Below are 21,231 nucleotides of genomic sequence, written 5' to 3'. Positions count from 1 at the left end.
AACAGGACCAACGGTGGCCAGGCAGCCCGACCCGGTCCACCATCGCGCAGCGGGTTGAGTAGCTTCTCGAAGCGGTCCCACTTCACCAGACCTGACAATCGATCGAGTGGCGAAGAACCGCCTGCCAACTTGCCGCCCAGAAAGGCTTCCGCCAAGCTCAACTGACCCGTCTGCTTCACTGCCATCGTGATTCCCTCCGAGCGTCAATCTCAGAGAATCACAACCACCGAATTACGCAACAGTCCCCCTTGCGGGGGAGATGTCCGGCAGGACAGAGGGGGGTGGGCCGGAACTCGACCGAGCGGTTGTTCTGCGAGCCCTTAAATCACATTCAATTCCCGAAACGCCCGTCCCTCGGCCACGCGCCCATACCCAAACGCTTTGCAGTCGATCGTCCGATACCCCCCATGCACGATCAACTCCGCCAGCGCCTTGCCGACCGCCGGCGCCTGCTGCAGGCCATGGCCGGAGAATCCGTTGGCGAACAGGAAATTGCCGACCTCGGGATGCGGGCCGATCACGGCGTTCTGGTCGAGCGTGTTGTAATCATAGTGGCCGGCCCAGGCGCGGGTCGCCTTGATCGCTTCGAAGGCCGGAATGCGGGTTGCCAGCACTGGCCAGATCACCTCTTCGAACAGCGGCCAGTCGACCTCGAAATCCCCGGGGTCGGCCGGCCCATCGCCCTCCTCAGGTTCGGCACCGCCGGTGAGGTAGACCGAGCCTTCCGGCCGCACATAAATGCCCGAGGGATCGACCAGCAGCGGCATATCGGCGTATTTCTCGCGCGCCTCGAAGACGAAGACGTTGCGCTTGCGCGGCTCGACCGGCAGCGAAAGCTGGGCAAGAGCGGCGACCTTGCCGGCATTCGGCCCGGCGGCGTTGACGACGATGCCGGCCTCCAGCGTTTGGCCATTGTCGAGGGAGACGCCGGTGACGCGGTTGCCGTCGCGCGCAACAGCGGTGACCGAAGCGGTGATGAAATCAATCTTCTTGTCGCGCAGCGCTTTGCGGAACAGCGTCAGCATCGCATGCGCGTCGAACCAGCCTTCGCCGGTCCGGCCATAGGCGCCGGCGGAAATGCCTTCGCTCGAAAGCCAGGCGAAGCGCCGTGTCAGTTGCTCGGCATCCTCGAGCACGATGTCGGCGCCCTCGGCGATCTGCGCCTCGTGATTGGCTTTGAGGATCGGCAGCCCGGCCTCTCCGGCGAGGATGAGATAGCCGCCTTCGCGGAACCCGATATCGGCATCGGTGCCGAATTCTTCCTTCAGCCGCCGGAACAGTTTTAGCGTGAATTGCGACAGCCGGATGTTTTCCGGAATGGAAAATTGCTGGCGGATCGAGGCCATGGACAGGGTCGTTGCCGCATGGGCGAATTGCGGATCGCGCTCGATGAGCGCGATGGAGCCGGAAAACCCTTCCTCGCGCAGATAATAGGCAATCGAGGACCCAACGATGGCCCCGCCGATGATGACGATGTCGTAGCGCATTTTTTCGGCTCCAGCTTCCAGAGCATGATCCCGAAAAGTGGGTACCGGTTTTCGGATAAGATCATGCTCAGCTTGATAAAGGCAAAGTGATCTCGAAGCGCGTGCCGCGCTCGCTGTCAACCAGCCGGATCATACCATCATGCGCTTTCAGGAGGGCCAGCACGATGCCGAGGCCCATGCCGGTGCCGCCGGTAGCGCGCCTTGTGGTGAAGAACGGCTCGAAGATGCGCGCCTGGTTGCTGGGCGAAATGCCGTCGCCATCATCGCTGACCAGCACCGTCGCCTTGCCCTCGGCGCTCGCCGCCGTGATCGAAACCAGCGTCGCGCCGTGCCTGGCCGAGTTGTCGATGAGATTGGCAAGCACGATTGCAGCGTTCTCGGACGAGATGCGCAAAGCGAGATCGCCGCCCGCCTCGACGCGAACCGCCAGCCTGGTGTCGACGGGAAGCAATGCCAGCACAGCATTGATCGAGGTGCTTTCACCGCTGGGTGCAAGATTTTCGGCCTTTGCCAGATCGAGCAGGCGCCGCACCAGCAGATTGAGCCGTCCGGCATCGGTGACGATATTGTTGGAAAATCGCCGCCGCTCTTCATCATCCATCGCGCTGCCTGAATCGCGCAGCAATTCCGCCGCGCCCTGGATCGCCGTCAGCGGTGATTTGAGCTCGTGCGAGACATGGGCGGCAAAGGTCTGGATGCTATCGGATCGCGCCTGCAGCTTTTCCGCCATGTCGAGGAAGGCGGCGGAAAGCTCGGCCATTTCATAGGTGCCGTGATGGTCGAGCGGCCGGATCGCGTCGCGTTCGCCGGCGGCGATGCGCTGCGTGCGGTCGATCAGCGCATAGATCGGCCGGCTGACGGTGCGCAGGAAGACAAGGCCGATGAGCAGCGTGCCGCCGAGAATGGCGATTGCCGCCAACGTCACCTTGCCGCGTTCGCCATAGAGATGTTTTATGATGTTGTTGGGCGTCCGCGAGACATAGACCACGCCGGCGACCCGGCCATCGACGGCCACCGGCAAGGCGACGAAAACACGCACCTTGGTGCCACGGCTGACCGAATAGAGCGGTGGCGTCGGCTGGTCCGGGATGCGCAGCCTGAGCGCACTGGCATAGCGGCCGGCAAGCGCGTCGCGCACCTCCTCGACCTCGCCAAGCGACTGCCCGACCTCGCCGCGCCCGGCAATGACGACGCCGCGGGGATCGAGCAGCCGGAAGCCGGCCAGCGTGGTTTTCTGCGTCGCATCGAGAATGCTGGACAGGCGCGTGCCGATCGCGGCGAAGGCGGGATCCACGGTCGCCGGCGTCGCCGCCGGCCGCGTCGGCAGCACGTAGTCCGAAGCGAGATCGAGGCTCGGCTCGATCGGCCTGTATGGCCCGTCGGGATTGGCGTCTCGGCTGGCACTTCCATTGGCCTCCGGCATCGGCGCCCCGAGCTTTTCCGGGGCAATGCCGGCATCGCGCACCTCCTGCGCATAGATGGCTGCGATGGCCGCGCCTTGCGCGATCAGCTCGGCCTCGGTCTGGCGGATCAGCTGGTTCTCGTAGAGGCGAAAGAAGAACAGGCCGACCAGCGGCAAGGCCATAACCAGGATCAGGATGGCGACGACGACCGTGGCAAGCCGTGGCCGCCATTTGCGGCCGATCCATTTGCGCGACGCCGTCAGCCGCATCGGCCAAGCCGGAAGCCGACGCCATGCACGGTCTCGATGGCGTCAACGCAACCCACCGCCGCCAGCTTGGCGCGGATGTTTCTGATGTGGCTGTCGACGGTACGGTCGGCGACATGGATTTTTCCCGCATAGGCGCTGGCCATCACAGCGTCGCGGTCGAGCACATGCATAGGCCGGGCCAAAAACCCTTTCAGGATCGAGAATTCGATCCCCGTCAGCGCAAGCGGCTTGCCGTCGAAGGCAGCCGCGTGGCTGGCCGGCGCCAGCGTGAGCTTGCCATGCGCGAACTGCCTGTCGTCGATCGGTTCGGTCGGCACCGGGCGGGCGCGCCGCAGGATGACATTGACGCGGGCGACCAGCTCGCGCGGGCTGAACGGCTTCGTCACATAGTCGTCGCCGCCCATTTCCAGCCCGAGGATGCGGTCGATCTCCTCGTCTCGCGCGGACAGGAAGAGCACCGGCACATCGGATGTGTGGCGCAGGCGCCGGCAGACCTCCAGCCCATCCATCTCCGGCATGCCGATGTCGAGCACGACCAGATCCGGCACCCGGCGTTCGATCTCCTGCAAGGCAGCGGCACCGTCGGCCACTGCATGCGTTTTCATGCCGGCCTTTTCCAGCGCGAAGCAGATCACCTCGCGGATATGCGGGTCATCGTCGGCGACGAGGATGTGATGCGGCATGGATCAGCGGTCCGGCATGGAAGGCTGCGAAGGTAGCGCGGGTGGAGGAAGCACGAGCGGACCTCTCTTGTCGAGAACCCTGGCCAGCCGCCAGCCGCGAAAACTCCAGGCGCGCCACTTCTTCTGTTCGGCGATATAGTCATCGGCCATCTGCAGGTCTACCGCCCAAGTGGTCAAATGTTCGGTCTGATGCATGTAGTAGCGATCCAGCGCCGGCAGGGAGACAGCGCCGAACGAGCGCAGATACTCGGCGTCGAGCGGGGTGCCGGAGCCGGTCATTTCAAGGGAATGGTCGACATTGTAGTTGGCGATCGTTGCTGCGAAATTGATGAAACAGCAGGCATAAAGCGTCAGGGATAACGTCAGAAGATTGGCGGAGGAGAGCCATTCGTTGGATTTTCGCAGCGCGATGCGAGCAACGATCAGCGCAAGCCCTGCCGCCACCAGCCCCATCCAGACGAAAGCCGCGATGCGCCAGTAGGTCAGCGCGTAGATGCCGATATAGAGATCGAGCCGCAGGATCGACGAGATGACCAGCATGATGTTCTGCGCCACCCAGGCATAGACCAGCCGGCGGATGAGCGGATCGGCTGAGGTCTCGCTTCCCGGCCTGAGCGCCGCCAGCACAAAACCGGCGGCAAGCAGCGCGGTGACTATGAGGGGATAGGCGCCGCGATGCGCATAGGCGGCGTAGCTCAAGCCGTCGGGAAGCGCTGCCCCGCCCCACAGATAGGTGGCATCGAGCCCGGTCTGCAGCGCGAACAGCACGTTGAAGACGATCAAGGCGCGCAGGATGGCTGCCTTGCCGAACACGATGTCCTCGATGACGTGCCTTTGTGGATTGACCGCCGGTTGAGCGGCAGGGGTATACTTTGGCCGGGAGGCGCGCTTCGAAAAACGCGGCAGGCGTGGCCGCAAAAAAGCCCAGACACCGGCGAGCACGAACAGCCAGAAGGCGATGCGCGCCAGCTGGATCAGATCGAGCAGCTTCATCAGGTCGATCAGCGACAGCCAGTAATCGATGATCGGATTGGCGGCGCCGAACAGCGCCAGGAAGACGGCGCCCAGCGTCAACGGCATCACCCAGACCGCGATCGCCGCCAGCCGCACGCGGCGCCGGCCGAAGCGCCGCGCCGTCTTGCGCCAACGGATGAAATCGCGAACGAACCGGAACGGCGCTGCCAGCCAAAACAGCGCGATCTGGCCGGGAATGCGGGCGATGCTGTGCCGCAGACGACCACTCAGCGAAAGCGCGAAGACGACCAGGGCCGCCAGCGCAATCGACACCGACAAGGCGCTGACATTTTCGGCGAGCGGCAGCAGCGCGACAAGCAAAGCGGCGGGCTTAAGCCAGACCCTGATGTCGCTGAAGGCCGCGGGATGCACTGCGACGACCGCGGCGGCAACCAGGATGGCGAAGAGGAAGATCGTGATCCCGGCAGGCTGGCCATAGAACAGAAAATCCGCCATCACGACCAGCAGCACGGCGACGCCGAAGCGGCTGCAATAGCTCGGCGCGGCGGTGAAAAACGATGTCATGATCTGGCCTTCCTGATCGAGGCCGGTCGCCATGGCGGCGGGCTCTTGCGGACAAAGGGAATGAGGTTCGCTGTGGGGTTCGCGCGCGGCGGATCGACCAGCCACCAGCCTTCGCTGCGCAGCCGGTAGGGCAGAGACCAACGGGGTTTTGCTCGCTTGTGCATGCCCCTGTCTCGCAGGCGGGCGGGGAGATGGCGGGGCGGATCCGAGGAGGTTTTCCGCAAACGTGTGCAGTTTTCGTGCAGAGGCTGCGCTTCACGGCTGGTGCGCTGCCCGCAATCCTTTTCCGAGCGTTGGCGCCGCCAGCTTTCGCGATTGGCTCATCTCACCAGTCGGGTGCTTGCCTACACCACCCACAGGCGGCATAGATCGGATATGACCGAACCCTACCGCCCGCGCCGCTCTGTGCTCTACGTCCCGGCCTCCAACGACAAGGCGCTGGCCAAGATCGCGCAGCTGTTCTGCGACGCCGTCATCATCGATCTGGAGGACGCCGTCGCCCCGGCCGACAAGATTGCCGCTCGCGACAAGCTGGCCGGAATTTTCGCCAATCGCCCCGCTAGGCGTTGCGAGATGGTGGTGCGCGTCAATGCGCTGGCCAGCGAATGGGGCGCCGACGACCTCTTAGCCGCGGCAAAATTCGAACCCGACGGCATCCTGTTGTCCAAAGTCGCCACGCCGCGCGATGTCCTCGAAGTCGGCGATGTGCTCGACGACAATTTTGCCCCCGACAGCGTGAAACTGTGGGCGATGATCGAGACGCCGAAGGCGCTGCTCAACATCGGCGCCATTGCCGAACTGGGCCGCGATCCCGCCTCGCGCCTCAATTGTTTCGTTGCCGGAACGAACGATCTGGCCAAGGACACCGGCGTGCTGGCGACGCCGGACCGGCGCTACCTCGTGCCATGGCTGATGCAGATGGTGCTGGCCGCGCGCGCCGGCGGCCTCGACATGCTCGACGGCGTTGCCAATGATTTTCGCGACCTCGATGCCTTTGCCCGCGAGTGCGCGGAAGGCGCCGCCATGGGCTTCGATGGCAAGACCCTTATCCATCCGGCCCAGATCGAAGCGGCGAACCGCGCCTTCGCGCCGTCAACGCAGGCGCTGGCCGAGGCACAGCTGGTCAAGGACGCCTTTTCACTTGCAGAGAATGCTGGCAAAGGCGTGATTTCGCTGAACGGCAGGATGGTCGAGCGGCTGCATCTGGCGCAGGCCGAAAAACTGCTGGCGAAAGCCGCCGCCATCGGCGCATGATATCACCCCATGCTTGCGGGCTATGGGCACTTACGACAGGACTGAAAAATGAAACTCTACCGCTTTCTGACCGCCTCGGACGATGCCAGCTTCTGCCACAAGGTGACGGCGGCACTGAACAAGGGCTGGCACCTTTTCGGCTCGCCGACCTACGCCTATGACAAGAAAGCCAAAACCATGCGCTGCGGCCAGGCCGTGGTGAAGGATATCGACGGCCAGGAATACGGGCCGGACACCAAGCTTAGCGACTGGTAGACGACAGCATCAGGCGGCATCTGCAATATCAAGACGCACACTCAGTCCGGCCTGTGCGGCAAGGTTGATCAACGTGTCCAGGCTGAAATTCGCGATCCTGCCCCGCAGGAGGTCGCTAAGCCGCGGCTGGGTGATCCCCAGGCGGGTGGCTGCTTCGGCCTGGGTAACGTCCCAACTCCGCACCCGCTGCTCGATCGCGATCAGCAAGTTGGAGCGCATCGTCATGTTGGCGGACTCGGCCGGAGTATTCTCGAGCGCGTCCCAGACGTTTTCAAAACTCTGACGTTCCATCGCCCTGCCTCCGTTAGATTTGCCTGAACCGCGATGCGGCAAGATCCAGGTCTCGTTTCGTCGTTTGTTGCGTCTTCTTCTGGAAGGCGTGCAGCACATAGACGGTGTCACCTATGCTCGCGACATAAAGCACCCGGAACGCGCCGGTGTTGTCACGGACGCGGATTTCCCGCACACTGGGACCTACCGTCGTCATCGGCTTCCAGTCGCTTGGCTCAAGTCCGAGCTGAACCTTATGCAACTGAACGCCTGTTTCCTTGCGCGCCGGTTCAGGAAAATCCCGGAGCTAGGCAAGAGAATCTCCCAGAAACTCTAGGCGCTTCGTCACTGGCATAGCAGATTTATATCAAAACTTGTATAATTGGGCAAGACGATGACGCATGTGATCGGCTCGCTGCCTGCTCGGACGCAGGCTGTGTCGAGATTCAGGTCAGGCCTAGTCGAGAATCGTGGGTTCCGAGAACCGGAACGGAGCGTAATTTGGGTACGTGATTACAGTTCTACTGCGACGCAGTAGAACTGGGAAGCGTAGGAAGCCGCCATTCGCAGGTCGGCCTCACCTGAATATCGGCACAGCCTACTCGGCCGCCTCTTCGAGCTTCTCCATATCATCATCCGACAGGCCGAAATGGTGGCCGATCTCGTGGATCAGCACATGGGTGACGATGTCGCCCAGCGTTTCTTCGTTTTCGGCCCAGTAGTCGAGCATGGCGCGGCGGTAGAGCGTGATGCGGTTCGGGCCTTCGCCGGTCTGCGGGTTCCAGCGCTCGGCGATGCCACGGCCCTCGAACAGGCCGAGCAGGTCGAAGGGCGTTTCCAGCGACAGATCGTCCATGATCTCGTCGGTCGGGAATTCCGCGATCTGGATGACGATCTCGCCGGTCAGCTTGCGAAAGTCCTCCGGCAAATGGGCGTAGGCCTCCAGTGCCAGGAACTCGAACTCCTCCATCGAGGGCGCGAGTTCGCTATGCCAGGTGCGGGTTTTATAGATGCGGGCCATGCTTTGTCCTTTGAACCCGGCATATAGGCTTTCGCGCCGGTCGAGGCAAATGAAGCGGCAATTCTCGCCGCAGCGCCTTTGCCGCGGCCGGGGAATCGCGTAGGGGTCGGTTCCGGCCATCTCTCAGGAGTTCTCATGCCGGACCTTTCCACCATCGGACTTTTCGCCATTGCCTGCCTCGCGCTGACCGCGACGCCGGGGCCAGACATGCTGCTGATTGCGTCACGCAGCGCCAGCCAGGGACGCGCCTCGGGCCTGGCGACCTATGCCGGCATCGCCGCCGGCACCTATTGCCACGCGCTGGCCGCCGCCTTCGGCCTGTCGCAATTGTTCCTGGCAGCGCCCATCGCCTACGACATCGTGCGCTATGCCGGCGCCGCCTACCTCGCCTGGCTCGCCTGGAAGGCATTCCGTTCCGACGGAACGGCTTTTGCCCCGGTCGCCGGCCTGCCACGCTATTCGCGCGGCCGGATTTTTCGGCAAGGCCTGCTGACCAATCTGCTCAACCCGAAAATGGCGCTGTTCGTGCTGGCGCTGTTCCCGCAATTCGTGCGCCCTGAGGCCGGTTCCGTCGCCGGCCAGATCCTGCTGCTGGCGACCGTGCTCAATCTGATCGGGCTGGTGGTCAACGGCCTGGTCATCCTGACCGCCAGCCGGATCGGAACGGCGTTGTCGAGGCGAACGCGGTTCCAGCGCGCACCGCAGGTCCTGCTCGGAACCGTGTTCGCGGGTCTGGCCGCACGGCTGGCTCTTGGCGGCCAGCGCTAGTTTTCAGCGCAGAAAGTTGACGGGGTCGTTGTGTTGACGAGCCAGATGCGTTGGCGATTGGCGAAGAAAAGCCCATCGGTTCGTCATCCACGGGCGGAGCAAGAAGCGCAGCGACGCGGCGCAGACCCGAGGATCCATGCCGGGACTCTTGAGCGCCGCAACGGTGCAGAATTCTGCTCCGCTGCACTCCACAGTCGAGGTCGCGGCATGGATCCCAGGGTCTCCGCGACGCCGCTGCGCGGCTGCTTCGCCCTAGGATGACGAAATCACGGGATGCTGCGATCTACCCATACGCTGGGCTCGTGGCCACCTCACTGAGGAATAAATTCCTTATGACTCTGCTTGACTCTTCTGCTGCCCTCTGGAATCTATAGGAACATAACAGGAACAATTGTGAGTGGACACTGACCGTCATGGCGATATCAGCCGTGGCGCGGGAAACTGTTTTTGCCCTGCGCCGCCAGATCGCGAAAATCGAGGGAACGCTGCCCGAACGCCTGCAGGCGCCGGCTGGCGCACTCCTTGATGCTGATGTCAGCGCCGATGTCGATCTCACGATCGTCCGGCGCGGCATTGCGGCGGCCTTGCCGGATGCCTTCCTGCCCATCGGCGTCGAACGGCTCGATGCCGCCCTGAGCGGCGGCCTGCCGAAAGCCGCGCTCAGCGAAATCCATGGCCTGGAAACCCGCGATGCCGGAGCCGTCGCCGGTTTCGCCCTGTCGCTCACCAGCCTGATCCTCAAGCAGGCGCAAGGGCTGCCGGTGCTTTGGATCGGCACCACGGAAATCTTCCGCGAGGCCGGCTTTCCCTATGCCAGGGGGCTGCAGGCCTCGTTCGGCATCGAGCCCGGGCAATTGCTGTTTTCCGAGGCGCCAAAGCTCGTCGACGCACTGTGGGTCGCCGAGGAGGCCGCCCGGATGACGGCGCTCGCTGCCGTTATCCTGGAAATCCGTGGCAACCCGCAGCGGCTGGACCTGACAGCGACGCGCCGGCTGCATGCCAGGGCGCAGGCTGCCGGCCGCCCGGTGTTTCTACTGCGGCAGGCCGCCGCGCCCGAACCGACGGCAGCGCCCGTTCGGCTCATCGTCTCGTCGGCGCCGGCCACGCCACGCGCCACCATCGCCGGGCCGCTCGCCGGTTCGATCGGCCGCCCCGCCTTTACCATCACCATCGGCAAGAGCCGCACGGCCCTGCCTGGACAATTCACACTGGAGTGGAACCCCGATGAACGCGCATTCGACGAAAGAAGGGGCCAGAAACAACGGACAGAGGATCCTGTCGCTGTGGTTTCCCTATCTGGCGGCCGAAAGGATCCTGCGGCAGCGTCTGGGGCGGTCATGGCGTTCCCGGCCGCCGGATCATCCGCCGCTGGTGGTCAGCCATCGCCAGGGCAACGCGCAGCGCATTTCGGCCCTCGACGAGCGGGCTGAGGCGCTGCACCTGAAGCGCGACATGGGCATCGCCGATGCGCGCGCCATGCATCCGTCGATCGATATCGTCGAGGCCGATGCGGAGGCCGACCGGCGCCTGCTCGAAGGCCTGGCCGACTGGTGCGACCGCTACACCCCGCTGGTGGCGCTGGACGGCGCGGACGGCCTGTTCCTCGACGTCACCGGCTGCACCCATCTGTTCGGCGGCGAACGCGCCATGCTGGACGACATCCTGTCGCGCTTCTTCCATCAGGGTTTCGATGTCCGCGCCGGCCTTGCCCCGACACCGGGCGCGGCCTGGGCGGCGGCACGCTTTTGCGGCGACCGCATCGTTGATGGCGGCGACGAGGAAGCCCTGCTCGCACCCTTGCCGCTCGCTGCACTGCGCATCGACCCGGCGACCCGCGCCAGCCTGGAAAGTGTGGGCCTGCGCACGGCGGGCGCCGTCATGGCGGCACCCCGCGCGCCGCTCGCCCGCCGCTTCGGCGCCACCTTGCTGCTGCGTCTCGACCAGGCGCTTGGCCGTCTCGACGAGGCGGTCTCGCCGCGCCTTCCCGTGGCGCCGCTTTCGGTCGAACGCCATCTTGCCGAGCCCATCACCCTGACCGAGGACATCGAACGGCTGGTGGGCCTGCTGGCGACGACCTTGAAGACCGATCTCGAGCGCCGTGGCGAAGGCGCCCGGACGCTGGCGTTGCTGCTCTTCCGTGTCGACGGCGCCGTCAGCCGCATTGCGCTCGGCACCTCGCGGCCGCTGCGCGACACCAGGCTGATCCAGAAACTGTTCCATGAAAGGCTGGCAGCGCTCGAGCAGGACATCGATGCCGGCTACGGCTTCGATCTGGTTCGCCTCTCGGTGCTGGCCGCCGCCGCCTTCGACATGGCGCAGGCCGATCTGACCGGCGAGGTGACCGACGATGGCGCCGACATCGCGCTGTTCGCCGACCGCATCCGCGCCCGGCTCGGCGAGGGCGCGGTGCTGCAGCCGGTTCTCGTCGAAAGCCATCTGCCGGAACGCGCCGTCGCCACCATCCCCTTCACGGAGGCACCGCGCCGGACCACACCGCCGAAGAAGCCGGACAGACTGCAGGCGCCCAAAACCATCTTCCCGCCGGAACGGCCGATCCGGCTGTTCCGCGCGCCCGAGCCCATCGACGTGCCGGCGACCGAAATGCCCGAGGGTCCGCCGCTCAATTTCCGCTGGCGGCGCGCGCTCTACCGCGTCACCCGTGCCGAGGGTCCCGAACGTATCGCCGCCGAATGGTGGCGTGAAGCGTCAAGCGATCCGGTCACATCGACCCGCGACTATTTCCGCATCGAGGATGTCGACGGCCGCCGCTACTGGCTCTACCGGCAAGGCCTTTACGGCAACCCGCAGGTGCCGCCGCGCTGGTTCATGCATGGGGTCTTCGCATGAACGCACTGACCGTCATCCCCTATGCCGAGTTCGGCATCCAGTCGAATTTCTCCTTTCTGCGCGGCGCCTCCAAGCCGGAGGAACTGGTGGTCGCGGCCAAGCTGCTGGGCTTCTCCGCGATCGGCCTTGCCGACCGCAACACGGTGGCCGGCGTGGTGCGCGCCTGGCAGCAGGCCAAGGTCGAAAAACTCGCCTATCACCCCGGCTGCCGGCTGGTTTTTGGCGACGGCACGCCGGATATTCTCGCCTATCCCAGGGATCGCGCCGGCTGGGGGCATCTGTGCCGCATGCTGACCCAAGCCAATCTGCGCGACGAGACCGAAAAGGGCGCCACCCTGCTCCAGCGCAGCGACGTGGTCGAATGGGGGGATTTGATGTCGCTGGCGGTGCTGCCCGATCTGACGGCGAACGCGGACGGCAGGCTTGCCCTGCTTCGCCAGCTCAAGGACCGTTTTGGTAAGGCCCTGCGGCTTGGCGTCTCTCCCGACTATGCCGGCCATGACCGTTTCCGGATCGAGCAGGCGGCGGCGCTGGCCGAGACGACCGGCATCCCGCTGATGGCGACCAATGACGTTCTCTACCACACGGCCGAACGACGCCCACTGCAGGACGTGCTGACCGCGATCCGCCTCAACACACCCGTCGCCGAGGTCGGGCTGGAGCTCACCGCCAATGCCGAACGCCATCTGAAGCCGCCGCTGGAAATGGCCCGCCTGTTTCGCCGCCATCCGCAGGCGCTGGCCGAGACACTGCGCTTTGCGGAAGAATTGACCTTCTCGCTCAGCGACCTCCAGTACAATTACCCCGACGAGCCGACGGAATCCGGACTCGGGCCGCAGGCCGAACTGGAAAGACTGGCGCGGGAGGGAGCGGTCAACCGCTATCCGGCCGGCGTTCCTGCCTCCGTGATCAAGCGCATCGAGGAAGAGCTCGCCCTGATCGAGCGCCTCAACTATGCCCGTTACTTCCTGACCGTCTACGACATTGTCAAGTTCGCCCGTAGCAAGGATATTCTCTGCCAGGGTCGTGGTTCGGCTGCCAATTCGGTGGTTTGCTTCTGCATCGGCATCACCGAAGTGGGGCCGGAGAAAATCGATTCGCTGTTCGAGCGCTTCATTTCCGAGGAGAGGAACGAACCTCCAGACATCGACGTCGATTTCGAGCACGAAAAGCGCGAAACCGTCATCCAGTACATCTACGAAAAATACAGCTCCAAGCGCACGGCTCTAGCCGCCGCCGTCATCAGCTATCGCGGCCGCTCGGCGCTGCGCGAGGTGTCGAAGGCGATGGGCCTTTCGGAAGATGTCCGGGCGTCGCTTTCCGGCTCGATCTGGGGCTGGTCGACCTCGGAGCTCGGCGAGAAGGAAGCCCGCGCCGGCGGCCTCGACCGTAGCGACCCCACATCGCGGCATGTGATGGAACGGGCCAACGAGATCATGGGCTTCCCCCGTCATTTGTCGCAGCATGTCGGCGGCTTCGTCATCACCAGGGACCGGCTCGACGAGATCGTGCCCATCGTCAAGACGGCGATGGACGAGCGCAAGATGGTCGAATGGGACAAGGACGATCTCGACTCGGTGAAGATCCTTAAGGTGGACATCCTGGCGCTCGGCATGCTGACCTGCCTCCAGCGCGCCTTCACCTTGCTTACCGACCACTATCCGAAGGCACGGGACCCATACGGGCAACCCTATGTGCTGGCCACTCTCCCGGCAGAGGACCAACGCGTCTATGACATGATCTGCCGCGCCGATACGCTCGGCGTCTTCCAGATCGAGTCTCGCGCGCAGATGTCGATGCTGCCGCGGCTCCAGCCGCGCGATTTCTATGACCTCGTCATCGAAGTGGCGATCGTGCGGCCAGGTCCGATCCAGGGTGACATGGTCCACCCCTATCTGCGCCGCCGGCAAGGCAAGGAAGCGGCCGAATATCAAAAGCCAGAGCTGGAAGCGATCCTGGGTAAGACGCTTGGCGTGCCACTGTTCCAGGAACAGGCGATGAATATCGCCATCGTCGCCGGCGGTTTCAAACCGGGCGAGGCCGACGAATTGCGCCGCGCCATGGCCACCTTCAAGCGCACCGGCACCATCGGCAATTACCGCGACCGTATGATCAATGGCATGGTCGGCAAGGGCTACACCAAGGATTTCGCCGAGCGCTGCTTCAAGCAGATCGAGGGTTTTGGCGAGTACGGCTTTCCCGAAAGCCACGCCGCTTCCTTCGCCTTGCTCGTCTATGCCTCGTGCTGGTTCAAGACCTTCTATCCCGACGTGTTTTGCGCCGCGATCCTGAATTCGCAGCCGATGGGGTTTTACCAGCCGGCGCAGCTCGTGCGTGACGCGCGCGACCATGGCGTCGACATCCGCGAGGTCGACGTCAATTTCTCCGTCTGGGACTGCACTCTGGAAAAAGCGCCTTTCGACCCGGCCCGCATCCTGCCGCGCCATGCCGAAATGCGCGGTGTTATCGAGACGAACCATGCGCTGCGGCTCGGCTTCCGGCAGATCAAGGGTCTTTCCAAGGAACGCATGGAGGCTTTCGCAAAGCGGCGCGGTGCAGGCTACGAAAACGTCCGCGATGTCTGGCTGCGTTCCGGCCTCGATGTCGACGAGATCGAGCGGCTGGCGCAGGCCGATGCCTTCCGCTCGATCGGCCTCGACCGCCGTGCCGCACTTTGGGACGTGCGCGCGCTGGGCGCCAGGAGTGCGGCCGAAAAGCTGCCGCTGTTCGACCAGCCGGCGCTGCGACTGCGCGAACTGGAGCCCGAGACGAAGCTGCCGAAAATGCCGCTTGGCGAACACGTCATCCACGATTACCGCTCGCTCGGCCTGTCGCTGAAGGCGCATCCGGTCGCTTTCCTGCGCGAGCGGCTCGACCGCGCCGGCATCACGCCCAATGCCAACCTGCCATTGGTACGCGACGGCAGGCGGGTCTCCGTCGCCGGCCTGGTGCTGGTGCGGCAGCGCCCCGGCAAAGGCAACGCGATCTTCCTGACGCTGGAGGACGACAAGGCGGTCGCCAACGTCATCTTCTGGCAAAGAACCTTCGACCGTTTCCGACCCATCGTCATGGGTGCGCGGTTCGTCAAGGTCAGCGGGAAATTGCAGTCGGAATCCGGTGTGATCCATATCGTCGCGGAAAAGATCGAGGATCTGACGCCCTGGCTCACCGTGCTTCTGGAGAAGGTCAGCGGGGCGGGAGCGCCGGTGCTTAGAGACACACAGGTCGGGGACCTCGCAACGCTGTCGGAAGAGGCGGAACGTGTCATGCCCAAGGGGCGGAATTTCCAGTAGGCATTGGCCTGCTCCGGTGTCGCAGCTGGAGCGATTACGAATAGAATGCCGGCGGGCCAGCGCCCCCCTCTGTCCTGCCGGACATCTCCCCCACAAGGAGGGAGATTGGCTGTCATCCCGGCTTTCGCCAATCTCCAACGTTGAAAGACGAACTGGGCGGCGAAACTGCCGATCTCCCCCCAAGTGGGGGAGATGCCCGGCAGGGCAGAGGGGGGCGCTGTCCCGCCGGCCTCTGACCACTTCTACACACAGCGAAATTCAGGAAGGCCCGCTCAGCCTCGGCGGCGGCGCCAGCACATCCTCCGCCGAGAGCGTCCGTGCCTCCGAAGGCAGCATGATCGGGATGCCGTCCCGCACCGGATAAGCCAGCTTGGCGACCCGCGAGATCAGCTCACCCCGCTCCGGATCCCAGGCCAGCGGCCCCTTGGTCAGCGGGCAGGCCAGCAGTTCCAGCAGCTTGGGATCGACATTGATCTTCTTTCCGTCACGCCCCGCCATCGCACCCTCTCACTGTAAGCTCGAGCCAAAATCCTCATTCTCGCGCGCCAGCGCCATTTCGGTGATGGCGATCAGCGTCTCGGCCCGCGTCTTCAAATCCGCCGCCTCGAGCAGCGCCTGTTTCTCGGCCGGACCGTAGGGCGCCATCATCGACAGCGCGTTGACCAGCATGGCATTTTCGGCGCGGCTGACGCTTTCCCAGTCGGCTTCGAGATCGTTGGCCTGCAGATAGGCGCGAAATGCCTTCAGCAGCGCCGGCCGATCGATCTCGTTGGCCGCCGGATCGTCATCGAGATCGGCGATGAAGGGCGCGGGCTTCGCCTGGCGAAACGGCGTCTTGACCGTCAGCTCATGGGCGATGCGGAAGCGGAACACGCCTTGCAGCGAAATCAGGTAACGGCCGTCGCCGGTTTCGGAGAAGGCGATGATGCGGCCGGCGCAGCCGACATTGCAGAGCTCCGGCTCGCCATCCTCGCGCAGTGCGCCGTCGAGACGGGGCTGGATGACGCCGATCAGCCGCGAGCCGGCGACCGCCTCGTCCACCATCTGCAAATAGCGCGGCTCGAAAATGTTGAGCGGCATGCGACCGCCCGGCAGCAAAAGCGCCCCCTCGAGCGGAAAGATCGGGATCGTCGACGGCAGATCCTTGGCGAGCCGGTAATGCGCGTTTCCCGCTTGCACCTCATTCCTCCGATCGACTTCTTCCGCCTTCCGCCACAGGGAGCATCGGCCTGCTGAAGTCAGGTACCTAATCTGGCGCGGCCACCGCCGACGCCAAGCCCGTGCGACGATTGAGCCGCCGGCTCAGGAGAACAGCAGCGCCGACAATTTGCGCCGCGCGGCCAGCGTCGCCTCGTCGGTCATGCCCCAGGCCTCGAACAGCTGCAGCAATTGCGCCCTCGCGCCATCCTCGTTCCAGGCGCGGTCGGCCTTGATGATGGCCAGCAGATTGTCGGCTGCCGCCGTGCGCTCGCCCCTGGCGTTCTGGATCATGGCCAGATCGAAACGCGCCTGATGGTCTTTGGGATTCTCAGCCAGGCGGCGCTCGAACTCGGCCGGATTGCCAAGCGCTGCGGCTTGCGCGGCCAGCGCTATCTTGGCGCGCAAGGCGGCGAGAACAGGCGCGTCCTTCTTGGCCTCGGGTGCCGTTGCCAGCAACGCCTCGGCGCCTTCCGTGTCGCCGGCCTCGAACAGCAGGTCGCCCAGCCCGGCGATCGCCTCGATCGTCTCAGGCGCCTGCGCCAGGACGGCGTCAAAAATGTCGGCGGCGGTCTGCATGTCGCCGGCCTCGCGCGCTTCGGCCGCTGCCGCCAGCGCGTCGGCCACAGCCGGGGCGCCATTGCCCTTGCCGCCGACCTTGGTGATGAATTCGTTGATCTGGCTCTCAGGGATTGCGCCCATGAAGCCATCGACGGGCTGGCCGTCCTTGAAGGCGATGACGGCGGGAATGGACTGGATGCCGAGCTGGCCGGCGATCGAGGGGTGGTCGTCGATGTTCATCTTGACCAGCTTGACCTTGCCGCCGGCCGCCTTGACCGCCTTTTCCAGCTGCGGCGTCAGCTGCTTGCAGGGACCGCACCACGGCGCCCAGAAATCGACCAGCACCGGCTGGCGCCGCGATTCCTGGATGACGTCGGCGGCAAAGGCCGCGGTCGTCGTGTCCTTGATGACATCGCCGCCGGCAACGGGCGCGGCCGGCGCATCGCCAAGCGCGACCTTTGCCGGCGCGGGGGCGGTTCCGCCATACTGCACTGTGGTGGCATACTGGCCGCCACTGCTGCCGAATGACCCGCCAAACGGCTTGTTGTCGCTCATCTCGTCACCTTTTCGGTCGCGCCGCCGGCCCGCGGGTCGGCGCCATGTCATTGGAAGTCGGTTTCGCCATGCATGTGGCGATCATGCCGAGACTTTCAAGATAGCAGCATCATGCCCGGTTGCCTCGACGAATCTGATGAGATCGGCCGCGGCGATCGATGTCGTCGCCTCATTGGTCAGCGGATGCGCGTTGATGACGGCATGCGCCATCAATTCCTCGTCGAGCACCAGCTTCACCCGGTTGGCGGTATCGTTGATGACACCGAAGACGGTAACGGCGCCCGGCGAAACGCCCAAAAGCTCCATCAGCATCTCCGGCTTGCCGAAGGAAACGCGGCTGGCGGCGCCGATCAGCTGGTGGATCTGCTTGAGATCGACGACGGCGTCCTCACCGACGGTGACCAGGAAGAAATTGTCCTTCTTGTCCTTCAGGAACAGGTTTTTGGTGTGCCCGCCGGCGATTTCGCCGCGCAGCGCCTGCGAATCGGCCACCGTATAGAGCGGCGGGTGGCGTATCGTCGAAACGGCGATGCCGAGTTCGGCAAGAAAGGCAAAAAGTTCGGCTTCGCTCTTCGGCATCGATCTTCTTCTCGTCCAATTCCTGCCTTGCCGTTTACGGCCAATGCGGTGGCCGACACAAGACCATCGCGCAACGGCGCGGCAAAATCCGCGCGGCGCGGGCGGTTTGCCGGCATCGCCTGGCGTGTTGCAAAAACCCTGCGATTTCCCTGTTGCAATCGCCGCGCTCTTCAGCCATATAGGCCCGGCTTGCGGCCAAGACGCCGTGTGAGCGGGTGTAGCTCAGGGGTAGAGCACAACCTTGCCAAGGTTGGGGTCGAGCGTTCGAATCGCTTCACCCGCTCCAATTTCCTCAATGGAAATCAAGCATCGAAAAGCCGCGGTCCGCCGCGGCTTTTTCGCATTTTGGCTTGCCTTATAAGGCCGCCATTCGCTCGATGATCGAGGTCAGAATAGAAAGTGCGACAATCGTGGTGGTGCGGTGGCGCACACCCAACCTCTGGTCGAGATTGCGGGATGGCCACCCTCACCTACATAACTAAGACTGTCTACTGAAGGCCGGTTTTCTGGCAGCTAAGCTTATCGGCTCTCATTTCCCCGAGCAGCCTCTGGGACGGAAATCCCCCAACGTTTTGCCAACATCTCAACATGACGCGTGTGTCGGGACGTATAAGTAATCACATCCCAGGTATCGATGTGAGATAATTCTTGGACGCTGGCATACGTGGCGCGTTTTTTAGCTGTCGAAGCGCCTCCGAGCCCGAAATACACAACGATCTTCTCGCGAAAGCCAAGATTTGATGCGCTAGAGTTCTTGCGAGAAGTTAGGAGGACAAGATTGCCTAGACTGTGCGTCATTACCTCTCGCTCTTCCGGCATAATGTGGTCCCAAGCGCCCGGCTCGGGATTCTGCGGAAGAATGTGCTCAACTGTTTTCTGTCCGTCCCACACTACCGGCTGCTCTGCCATTAGCCGATCAAGGCGTTCAAGCATCGCTCGAACCACTCGAGTTGGAAATCGGCTATAAAGCGGACCAGTTAAGGACTGCCACGCTTCTGAAATCTCGTCCGCCGTCAGAGTAAGGGCGACAGACAATTCGTGTTCTTCCTTCTTGAGGGCACGGAGAATTTCAACATATCGATTCATGCGCTGCGTGTCGTACCGACGAGCAAGCTGCATGGCCCATGCGAGCCCTTCAAGCTTGGCTAGCGTTTGAACTAAGCTGGCTCCGGCACCCAGTTTCAACGAAGCCTCGATCGCTACGGGTATCCAGTCCTTATTGGGGACCAGGCTCAAGCCGGCCATCGCCTCCGAGGCTGAAACACGCAACTCTGCGGGAAAATCACTGCTGTCGCAGTCCAGTATTTTTCCGTAAAGGCGCTTTGCAGGGGCTAACTCATTACCAAGAAAATCTCTGACAGCAGCAGCGTTGCTACTACGAAAGCGATCGGCATATGCCTCACTCAAACTCTGCCTGCTTTTTGCCTCCTCGTGAATGAATCGGATCGTTTCCAAAAGACCTTCGAACTCAGTCCGTCCAAGATCGTTCTCGAACTCTCTCCATCGCTCAGCTTGATGGGCCATTTCGCTCTCGTCGGTAAATTTGGCGAGCAGATCAGCTTTAATTACGTCCGCATTCGAGAGGTCCATTCCACGATCATTCAGTACTCTAAAGATGCGCAGCGCCGCGGATCTTGATTCCGTTGCCACCACCACGAGAACGCATTTGTTGAGGAGGAAAGCCACCAATGCTTGTCGTTCGATCTCAGGAAGGACCGATACAAGTTGGCGAAAGGCCTGGATATTTCGCCATATCAAACGCTGTGCCTCGTTTCCAGGCTCCTGAGATGAAACCTCCTTGGAGGTGGCGCCCGGAACTTGAACCGAATCTCGGAAGAATACCCGGTCGCGTTGGTGCGCACGAACCCTCACCGCTTCAACCTGCGCCTTAAACTGGTTCGGCTCAATGTAGACAGCCGCCGCCAGTGCTTCCTTTTCATTTTTATCAGTCGCAATGTCGCGTAGTACGGCGGCGAGAATCGTCAGCGTGGTCAAGCGCTGTTGGCCGTCAACAACCTGGCCGACCAATTCGCCTTGCGGCCGAATCAGCACAATGCTTCCGAGAAAATATGGCTCACCACTTGATGCTTCGACAGCTTCCTTCAAATCTTGATAAAGCTCCCGAGCTTCATCTGGTGTCCAAGCGTAAGGTCTCTGATAGGGAGGTATCTCGTGCAAAAACTTATCGCCAAGTACTTCTGAAACCGTGTGTTGATGGGCCGTAATCATAGAAATTCCTCCGCCGTCTAGGTGTACCTGACGTATTGTGCTTCGCAAGAGCAGGAAACCGGCATCGACTTCCTGCCGACCACATGAGCGATCCCGTCGATGGTTTGGGTGCTTTCCGCTAGGTTTTGGCCGCGAGGTTGATACGTTACTCGCATGGATGGAAAATTCGTGGTTAGCCGCTACCCCCGGCCTTCAGCCGCCCTTCACCCCATCCGCCTTGCGCAGCGATGCCTGGTGCACCAGCGACGTCCAGCTGTTGGTTGAGGCGAGGTGGCAGTAGAGCAGGCCGAGCGCGCCGGATTTTCTGAGGTCGAGGAAGGCCGCGTCGCTCAGTTTGTTGAAGGCCGGCTCGTCGATCACCTGGAAATCGGTGAGGTTGAGCACTTCGCCGCCTTCCAGCGTCACCTTGCTCTGGCGCGGCGCAAACAAGCCGTGCGCGTCGATCTTGTCGATCATCTCGCGGGTGGCTCTGAAGTCGATCTGGAATTGATTGCAGAAGGCGAGCGCCTGCTTGGTTGCTTCGGTCGGCTCCGTGCCGCTGAAGAACGGCGCGACCTTGTCTTCGCGGAACGGCGCCATGAGCTGGTCGATGACCCGCTCGCTTGCCCTGTCCACGCACAGCGTCAGCCGGCCTGCCGTGGTCGGATCCTCGGCAAGGATGAAGGGGTAGCGGCGGACATAGGCGGGAATGTAGTGGGGCGCGGTCCACCGGCCGTCGGCATCGACGAACAAATTCTCGCCCTGGCGCACGCCGGTGATGATGACAGGGGATTTGGCCGGGCCGATGAAGACGATCGGGTAGGAGCGCATCGCCGCCGGCATTTCCGACGCCACCACCGGGATGGCGTGCGCGGTGCGCGCGAAGGCAAAGTCGCCGCGCGCGGTCAGGCCGAGCGAGCCGTGCCGCGCCGGGTTGAGCGCCTCCGGCTTCGAATAGAACAGCGGCATCGCCTCGGCCGCCGGCGCTGCTTCCGTTCCTGCCCCGTTGTCAGCCATGGTTCCGTCCCTTTCTCCCGCCAGC

The 21,231-nt window shown here is 63.3% G+C and carries 18 protein-coding genes, 1 tRNA gene and 2 pseudogenes; 7 read left to right on the top strand and 14 right to left on the bottom strand.

What is annotated here, in order from left to right; all coding sequences use genetic code 11:
- From AC1DX4_RS31050 to AC1DX4_RS31030, 5 genes and pseudogenes are all read right to left on the bottom strand, one after another.
- Nucleotides 1-185: pseudogene (locus AC1DX4_RS31050) on the bottom strand (IS5/IS1182 family transposase); the annotation flags it as partial.
- 135 nt (nt 186-320) lie between these two features.
- Nucleotides 321-1,487: an NAD(P)/FAD-dependent oxidoreductase gene (locus AC1DX4_RS31045; protein WP_477223948.1), complete on the bottom strand. Its 1,167-nt coding sequence runs from the start codon at nt 1,485-1,487 to the stop codon at nt 321-323.
- 67 nt (nt 1,488-1,554) lie between these two features.
- A complete protein-coding gene (locus tag AC1DX4_RS31040; RefSeq protein ID WP_477223947.1) occupies nt 1,555-3,159 on the bottom strand; it encodes an ATP-binding protein in 1,605 nt (534 codons plus the stop codon).
- A complete protein-coding gene (locus AC1DX4_RS31035; RefSeq protein WP_477223946.1) occupies nt 3,150-3,842 on the bottom strand; it encodes a response regulator in 693 nt (230 codons plus the stop codon). Before AC1DX4_RS31035 ends, AC1DX4_RS31040 begins: the two co-directional genes overlap by 10 nt.
- A gap of 3 nt (nt 3,843-3,845) precedes the next feature.
- Nucleotides 3,846-5,381: a DUF4153 domain-containing protein gene (locus AC1DX4_RS31030; RefSeq protein ID WP_477223950.1), complete on the bottom strand. Its 1,536-nt coding sequence runs from the start codon at nt 5,379-5,381 to the stop codon at nt 3,846-3,848.
- A gap of 375 nt (nt 5,382-5,756) precedes the next feature.
- Between AC1DX4_RS31030 and AC1DX4_RS31025 the strand changes: the two genes are divergently transcribed.
- Together AC1DX4_RS31025 and AC1DX4_RS31020 are read left to right on the top strand one after the other, a co-directional pair.
- On the top strand, nt 5,757-6,635 hold the full coding sequence (locus AC1DX4_RS31025) for an HpcH/HpaI aldolase/citrate lyase family protein (protein WP_477223945.1): 879 nt from the start codon (nt 5,757-5,759) through the stop codon (nt 6,633-6,635).
- Between the two features lie 48 nt (nt 6,636-6,683).
- Complete coding sequence (locus AC1DX4_RS31020) at nt 6,684-6,890, top strand: DUF1737 domain-containing protein (protein WP_477223944.1); 207 nt, start codon at nt 6,684-6,686, stop codon at nt 6,888-6,890.
- Between the two features lie 9 nt (nt 6,891-6,899).
- Here AC1DX4_RS31020 and AC1DX4_RS31015 read toward each other — a convergent pair whose 3' ends face one another.
- The 3 genes and pseudogenes from AC1DX4_RS31015 to AC1DX4_RS31005 form a co-directional block, all read right to left on the bottom strand.
- The gene (locus AC1DX4_RS31015; protein ID WP_477223943.1) at nt 6,900-7,181 is read right to left on the bottom strand and encodes a helix-turn-helix domain-containing protein; all 282 of its coding nucleotides are present in this window, start codon (nt 7,179-7,181) and stop codon (nt 6,900-6,902) included.
- Nucleotides 7,182-7,194: 13 nt separating this feature from the next.
- A pseudogene (locus AC1DX4_RS31010) lies at nt 7,195-7,515 on the bottom strand (type II toxin-antitoxin system RelE/ParE family toxin).
- Nucleotides 7,516-7,758: 243 nt separating this feature from the next.
- A complete protein-coding gene (locus AC1DX4_RS31005) occupies nt 7,759-8,181 on the bottom strand; it encodes a metallopeptidase family protein (protein WP_172221986.1) in 423 nt (140 codons plus the stop codon).
- A gap of 135 nt (nt 8,182-8,316) precedes the next feature.
- Here AC1DX4_RS31005 and AC1DX4_RS31000 point away from each other — a divergent pair, with 135 nt between their 5' ends.
- The 4 genes from AC1DX4_RS31000 (at nt 8,317) to AC1DX4_RS30985 (ending at nt 15,089) form a co-directional block, all read left to right on the top strand.
- Entirely contained in the window at nt 8,317-8,949 is a 633-nt protein-coding gene (locus tag AC1DX4_RS31000; RefSeq protein WP_477223942.1) for a LysE family translocator, read from the top strand.
- A gap of 413 nt (nt 8,950-9,362) precedes the next feature.
- Entirely contained in the window at nt 9,363-10,379 is a 1,017-nt protein-coding gene (locus AC1DX4_RS30995) for an ImuA family protein (protein WP_477223941.1), read from the top strand.
- The gene (locus AC1DX4_RS30990) at nt 10,321-11,796 is read left to right on the top strand and encodes a DUF6504 family protein (RefSeq protein ID WP_477223940.1); all 1,476 of its coding nucleotides are present in this window, start codon (nt 10,321-10,323) and stop codon (nt 11,794-11,796) included. Before AC1DX4_RS30995 ends, AC1DX4_RS30990 begins: the two co-directional genes overlap by 59 nt.
- The gene (locus AC1DX4_RS30985) at nt 11,793-15,089 is read left to right on the top strand and encodes an error-prone DNA polymerase (RefSeq protein WP_477223939.1); all 3,297 of its coding nucleotides are present in this window, start codon (nt 11,793-11,795) and stop codon (nt 15,087-15,089) included. The genes AC1DX4_RS30990 and AC1DX4_RS30985 overlap by 4 nt, the downstream gene beginning before the upstream one ends.
- A gap of 258 nt (nt 15,090-15,347) precedes the next feature.
- Here AC1DX4_RS30985 and AC1DX4_RS30980 read toward each other — a convergent pair whose 3' ends face one another.
- From AC1DX4_RS30980 to AC1DX4_RS30965, 4 genes are all read right to left on the bottom strand, one after another.
- Nucleotides 15,348-15,587, bottom strand: coding sequence for a Trm112 family protein (locus AC1DX4_RS30980; protein WP_477223938.1), 240 nt, complete (start codon nt 15,585-15,587; stop codon nt 15,348-15,350).
- Between the two features lie 9 nt (nt 15,588-15,596).
- Entirely contained in the window at nt 15,597-16,268 is a 672-nt protein-coding gene (locus AC1DX4_RS30975; protein ID WP_477223937.1) for an LON peptidase substrate-binding domain-containing protein, read from the bottom strand.
- Between the two features lie 123 nt (nt 16,269-16,391).
- Nucleotides 16,392-17,402 (bottom strand): thioredoxin, encoded by a 1,011-nt coding sequence (trxA, locus tag AC1DX4_RS30970; RefSeq protein ID WP_477223936.1) that lies wholly within the window; start codon nt 17,400-17,402, stop codon nt 16,392-16,394.
- An 81-nt stretch (nt 17,403-17,483) separates the two neighbouring features.
- Nucleotides 17,484-17,981: a prolyl-tRNA synthetase associated domain-containing protein gene (locus AC1DX4_RS30965; RefSeq protein WP_477223935.1), complete on the bottom strand. Its 498-nt coding sequence runs from the start codon at nt 17,979-17,981 to the stop codon at nt 17,484-17,486.
- Between the two features lie 211 nt (nt 17,982-18,192).
- Here AC1DX4_RS30965 and AC1DX4_RS30960 point away from each other — a divergent pair.
- Nucleotides 18,193-18,267 (top strand) — tRNA-Gly (locus tag AC1DX4_RS30960).
- Between the two features lie 233 nt (nt 18,268-18,500).
- On the opposite strand, the gene AC1DX4_RS30955 is transcribed toward AC1DX4_RS30960, so the two are convergent.
- Together AC1DX4_RS30955 and AC1DX4_RS30950 are read right to left on the bottom strand one after the other, a co-directional pair.
- The gene (locus tag AC1DX4_RS30955; RefSeq protein ID WP_477223934.1) at nt 18,501-20,210 is read right to left on the bottom strand and encodes a DUF262 domain-containing protein; all 1,710 of its coding nucleotides are present in this window, start codon (nt 20,208-20,210) and stop codon (nt 18,501-18,503) included.
- A gap of 192 nt (nt 20,211-20,402) precedes the next feature.
- Nucleotides 20,403-21,206 (bottom strand): SapC family protein, encoded by an 804-nt coding sequence (locus AC1DX4_RS30950; RefSeq protein ID WP_477223933.1) that lies wholly within the window; start codon nt 21,204-21,206, stop codon nt 20,403-20,405.
- Between the last annotated feature and the right edge of the window lie 25 nt (nt 21,207-21,231).

The sequence above is a fragment of the Mesorhizobium sp. P3_A8 genome (assembly GCF_056402995.1).
Note: the sequence above shows the minus strand (reverse complement) of the source record. Positions and strands in the feature narration are given on the sequence as shown.

Coding starts and splice junctions, on each gene's coding strand:
- AC1DX4_RS31020 (WP_477223944.1), top strand. CDS start 6,684: ATGAAACTCTACCGCTTTCTGACCGCCTCGGACGATGCCAGCTTCTGC.
- trxA (WP_477223936.1), bottom strand. CDS start 17,402: ATGAGCGACAACAAGCCGTTTGGCGGGTCATTCGGCAGCAGTGGCGGC.
- AC1DX4_RS31015 (WP_477223943.1), bottom strand. CDS start 7,181: ATGGAACGTCAGAGTTTTGAAAACGTCTGGGACGCGCTCGAGAATACT.
- AC1DX4_RS31045 (WP_477223948.1), bottom strand. CDS start 1,487: ATGCGCTACGACATCGTCATCATCGGCGGGGCCATCGTTGGGTCCTCG.
- AC1DX4_RS31040 (WP_477223947.1), bottom strand. CDS start 3,159: ATGCGGCTGACGGCGTCGCGCAAATGGATCGGCCGCAAATGGCGGCCA.
- AC1DX4_RS30995 (WP_477223941.1), top strand. CDS start 9,363: ATGGCGATATCAGCCGTGGCGCGGGAAACTGTTTTTGCCCTGCGCCGC.
- AC1DX4_RS31030 (WP_477223950.1), bottom strand. CDS start 5,381: ATGACATCGTTTTTCACCGCCGCGCCGAGCTATTGCAGCCGCTTCGGC.
- AC1DX4_RS30950 (WP_477223933.1), bottom strand. CDS start 21,206: ATGGCTGACAACGGGGCAGGAACGGAAGCAGCGCCGGCGGCCGAGGCG.
- AC1DX4_RS30955 (WP_477223934.1), bottom strand. CDS start 20,210: ATGATTACGGCCCATCAACACACGGTTTCAGAAGTACTTGGCGATAAG.
- AC1DX4_RS30980 (WP_477223938.1), bottom strand. CDS start 15,587: ATGGCGGGGCGTGACGGAAAGAAGATCAATGTCGATCCCAAGCTGCTG.
- AC1DX4_RS30965 (WP_477223935.1), bottom strand. CDS start 17,981: ATGCCGAAGAGCGAAGCCGAACTTTTTGCCTTTCTTGCCGAACTCGGC.
- AC1DX4_RS31025 (WP_477223945.1), top strand. CDS start 5,757: ATGACCGAACCCTACCGCCCGCGCCGCTCTGTGCTCTACGTCCCGGCC.
- AC1DX4_RS31035 (WP_477223946.1), bottom strand. CDS start 3,842: ATGCCGCATCACATCCTCGTCGCCGACGATGACCCGCATATCCGCGAG.
- AC1DX4_RS30985 (WP_477223939.1), top strand. CDS start 11,793: ATGAACGCACTGACCGTCATCCCCTATGCCGAGTTCGGCATCCAGTCG.
- AC1DX4_RS31000 (WP_477223942.1), top strand. CDS start 8,317: ATGCCGGACCTTTCCACCATCGGACTTTTCGCCATTGCCTGCCTCGCG.
- AC1DX4_RS31005 (WP_172221986.1), bottom strand. CDS start 8,181: ATGGCCCGCATCTATAAAACCCGCACCTGGCATAGCGAACTCGCGCCC.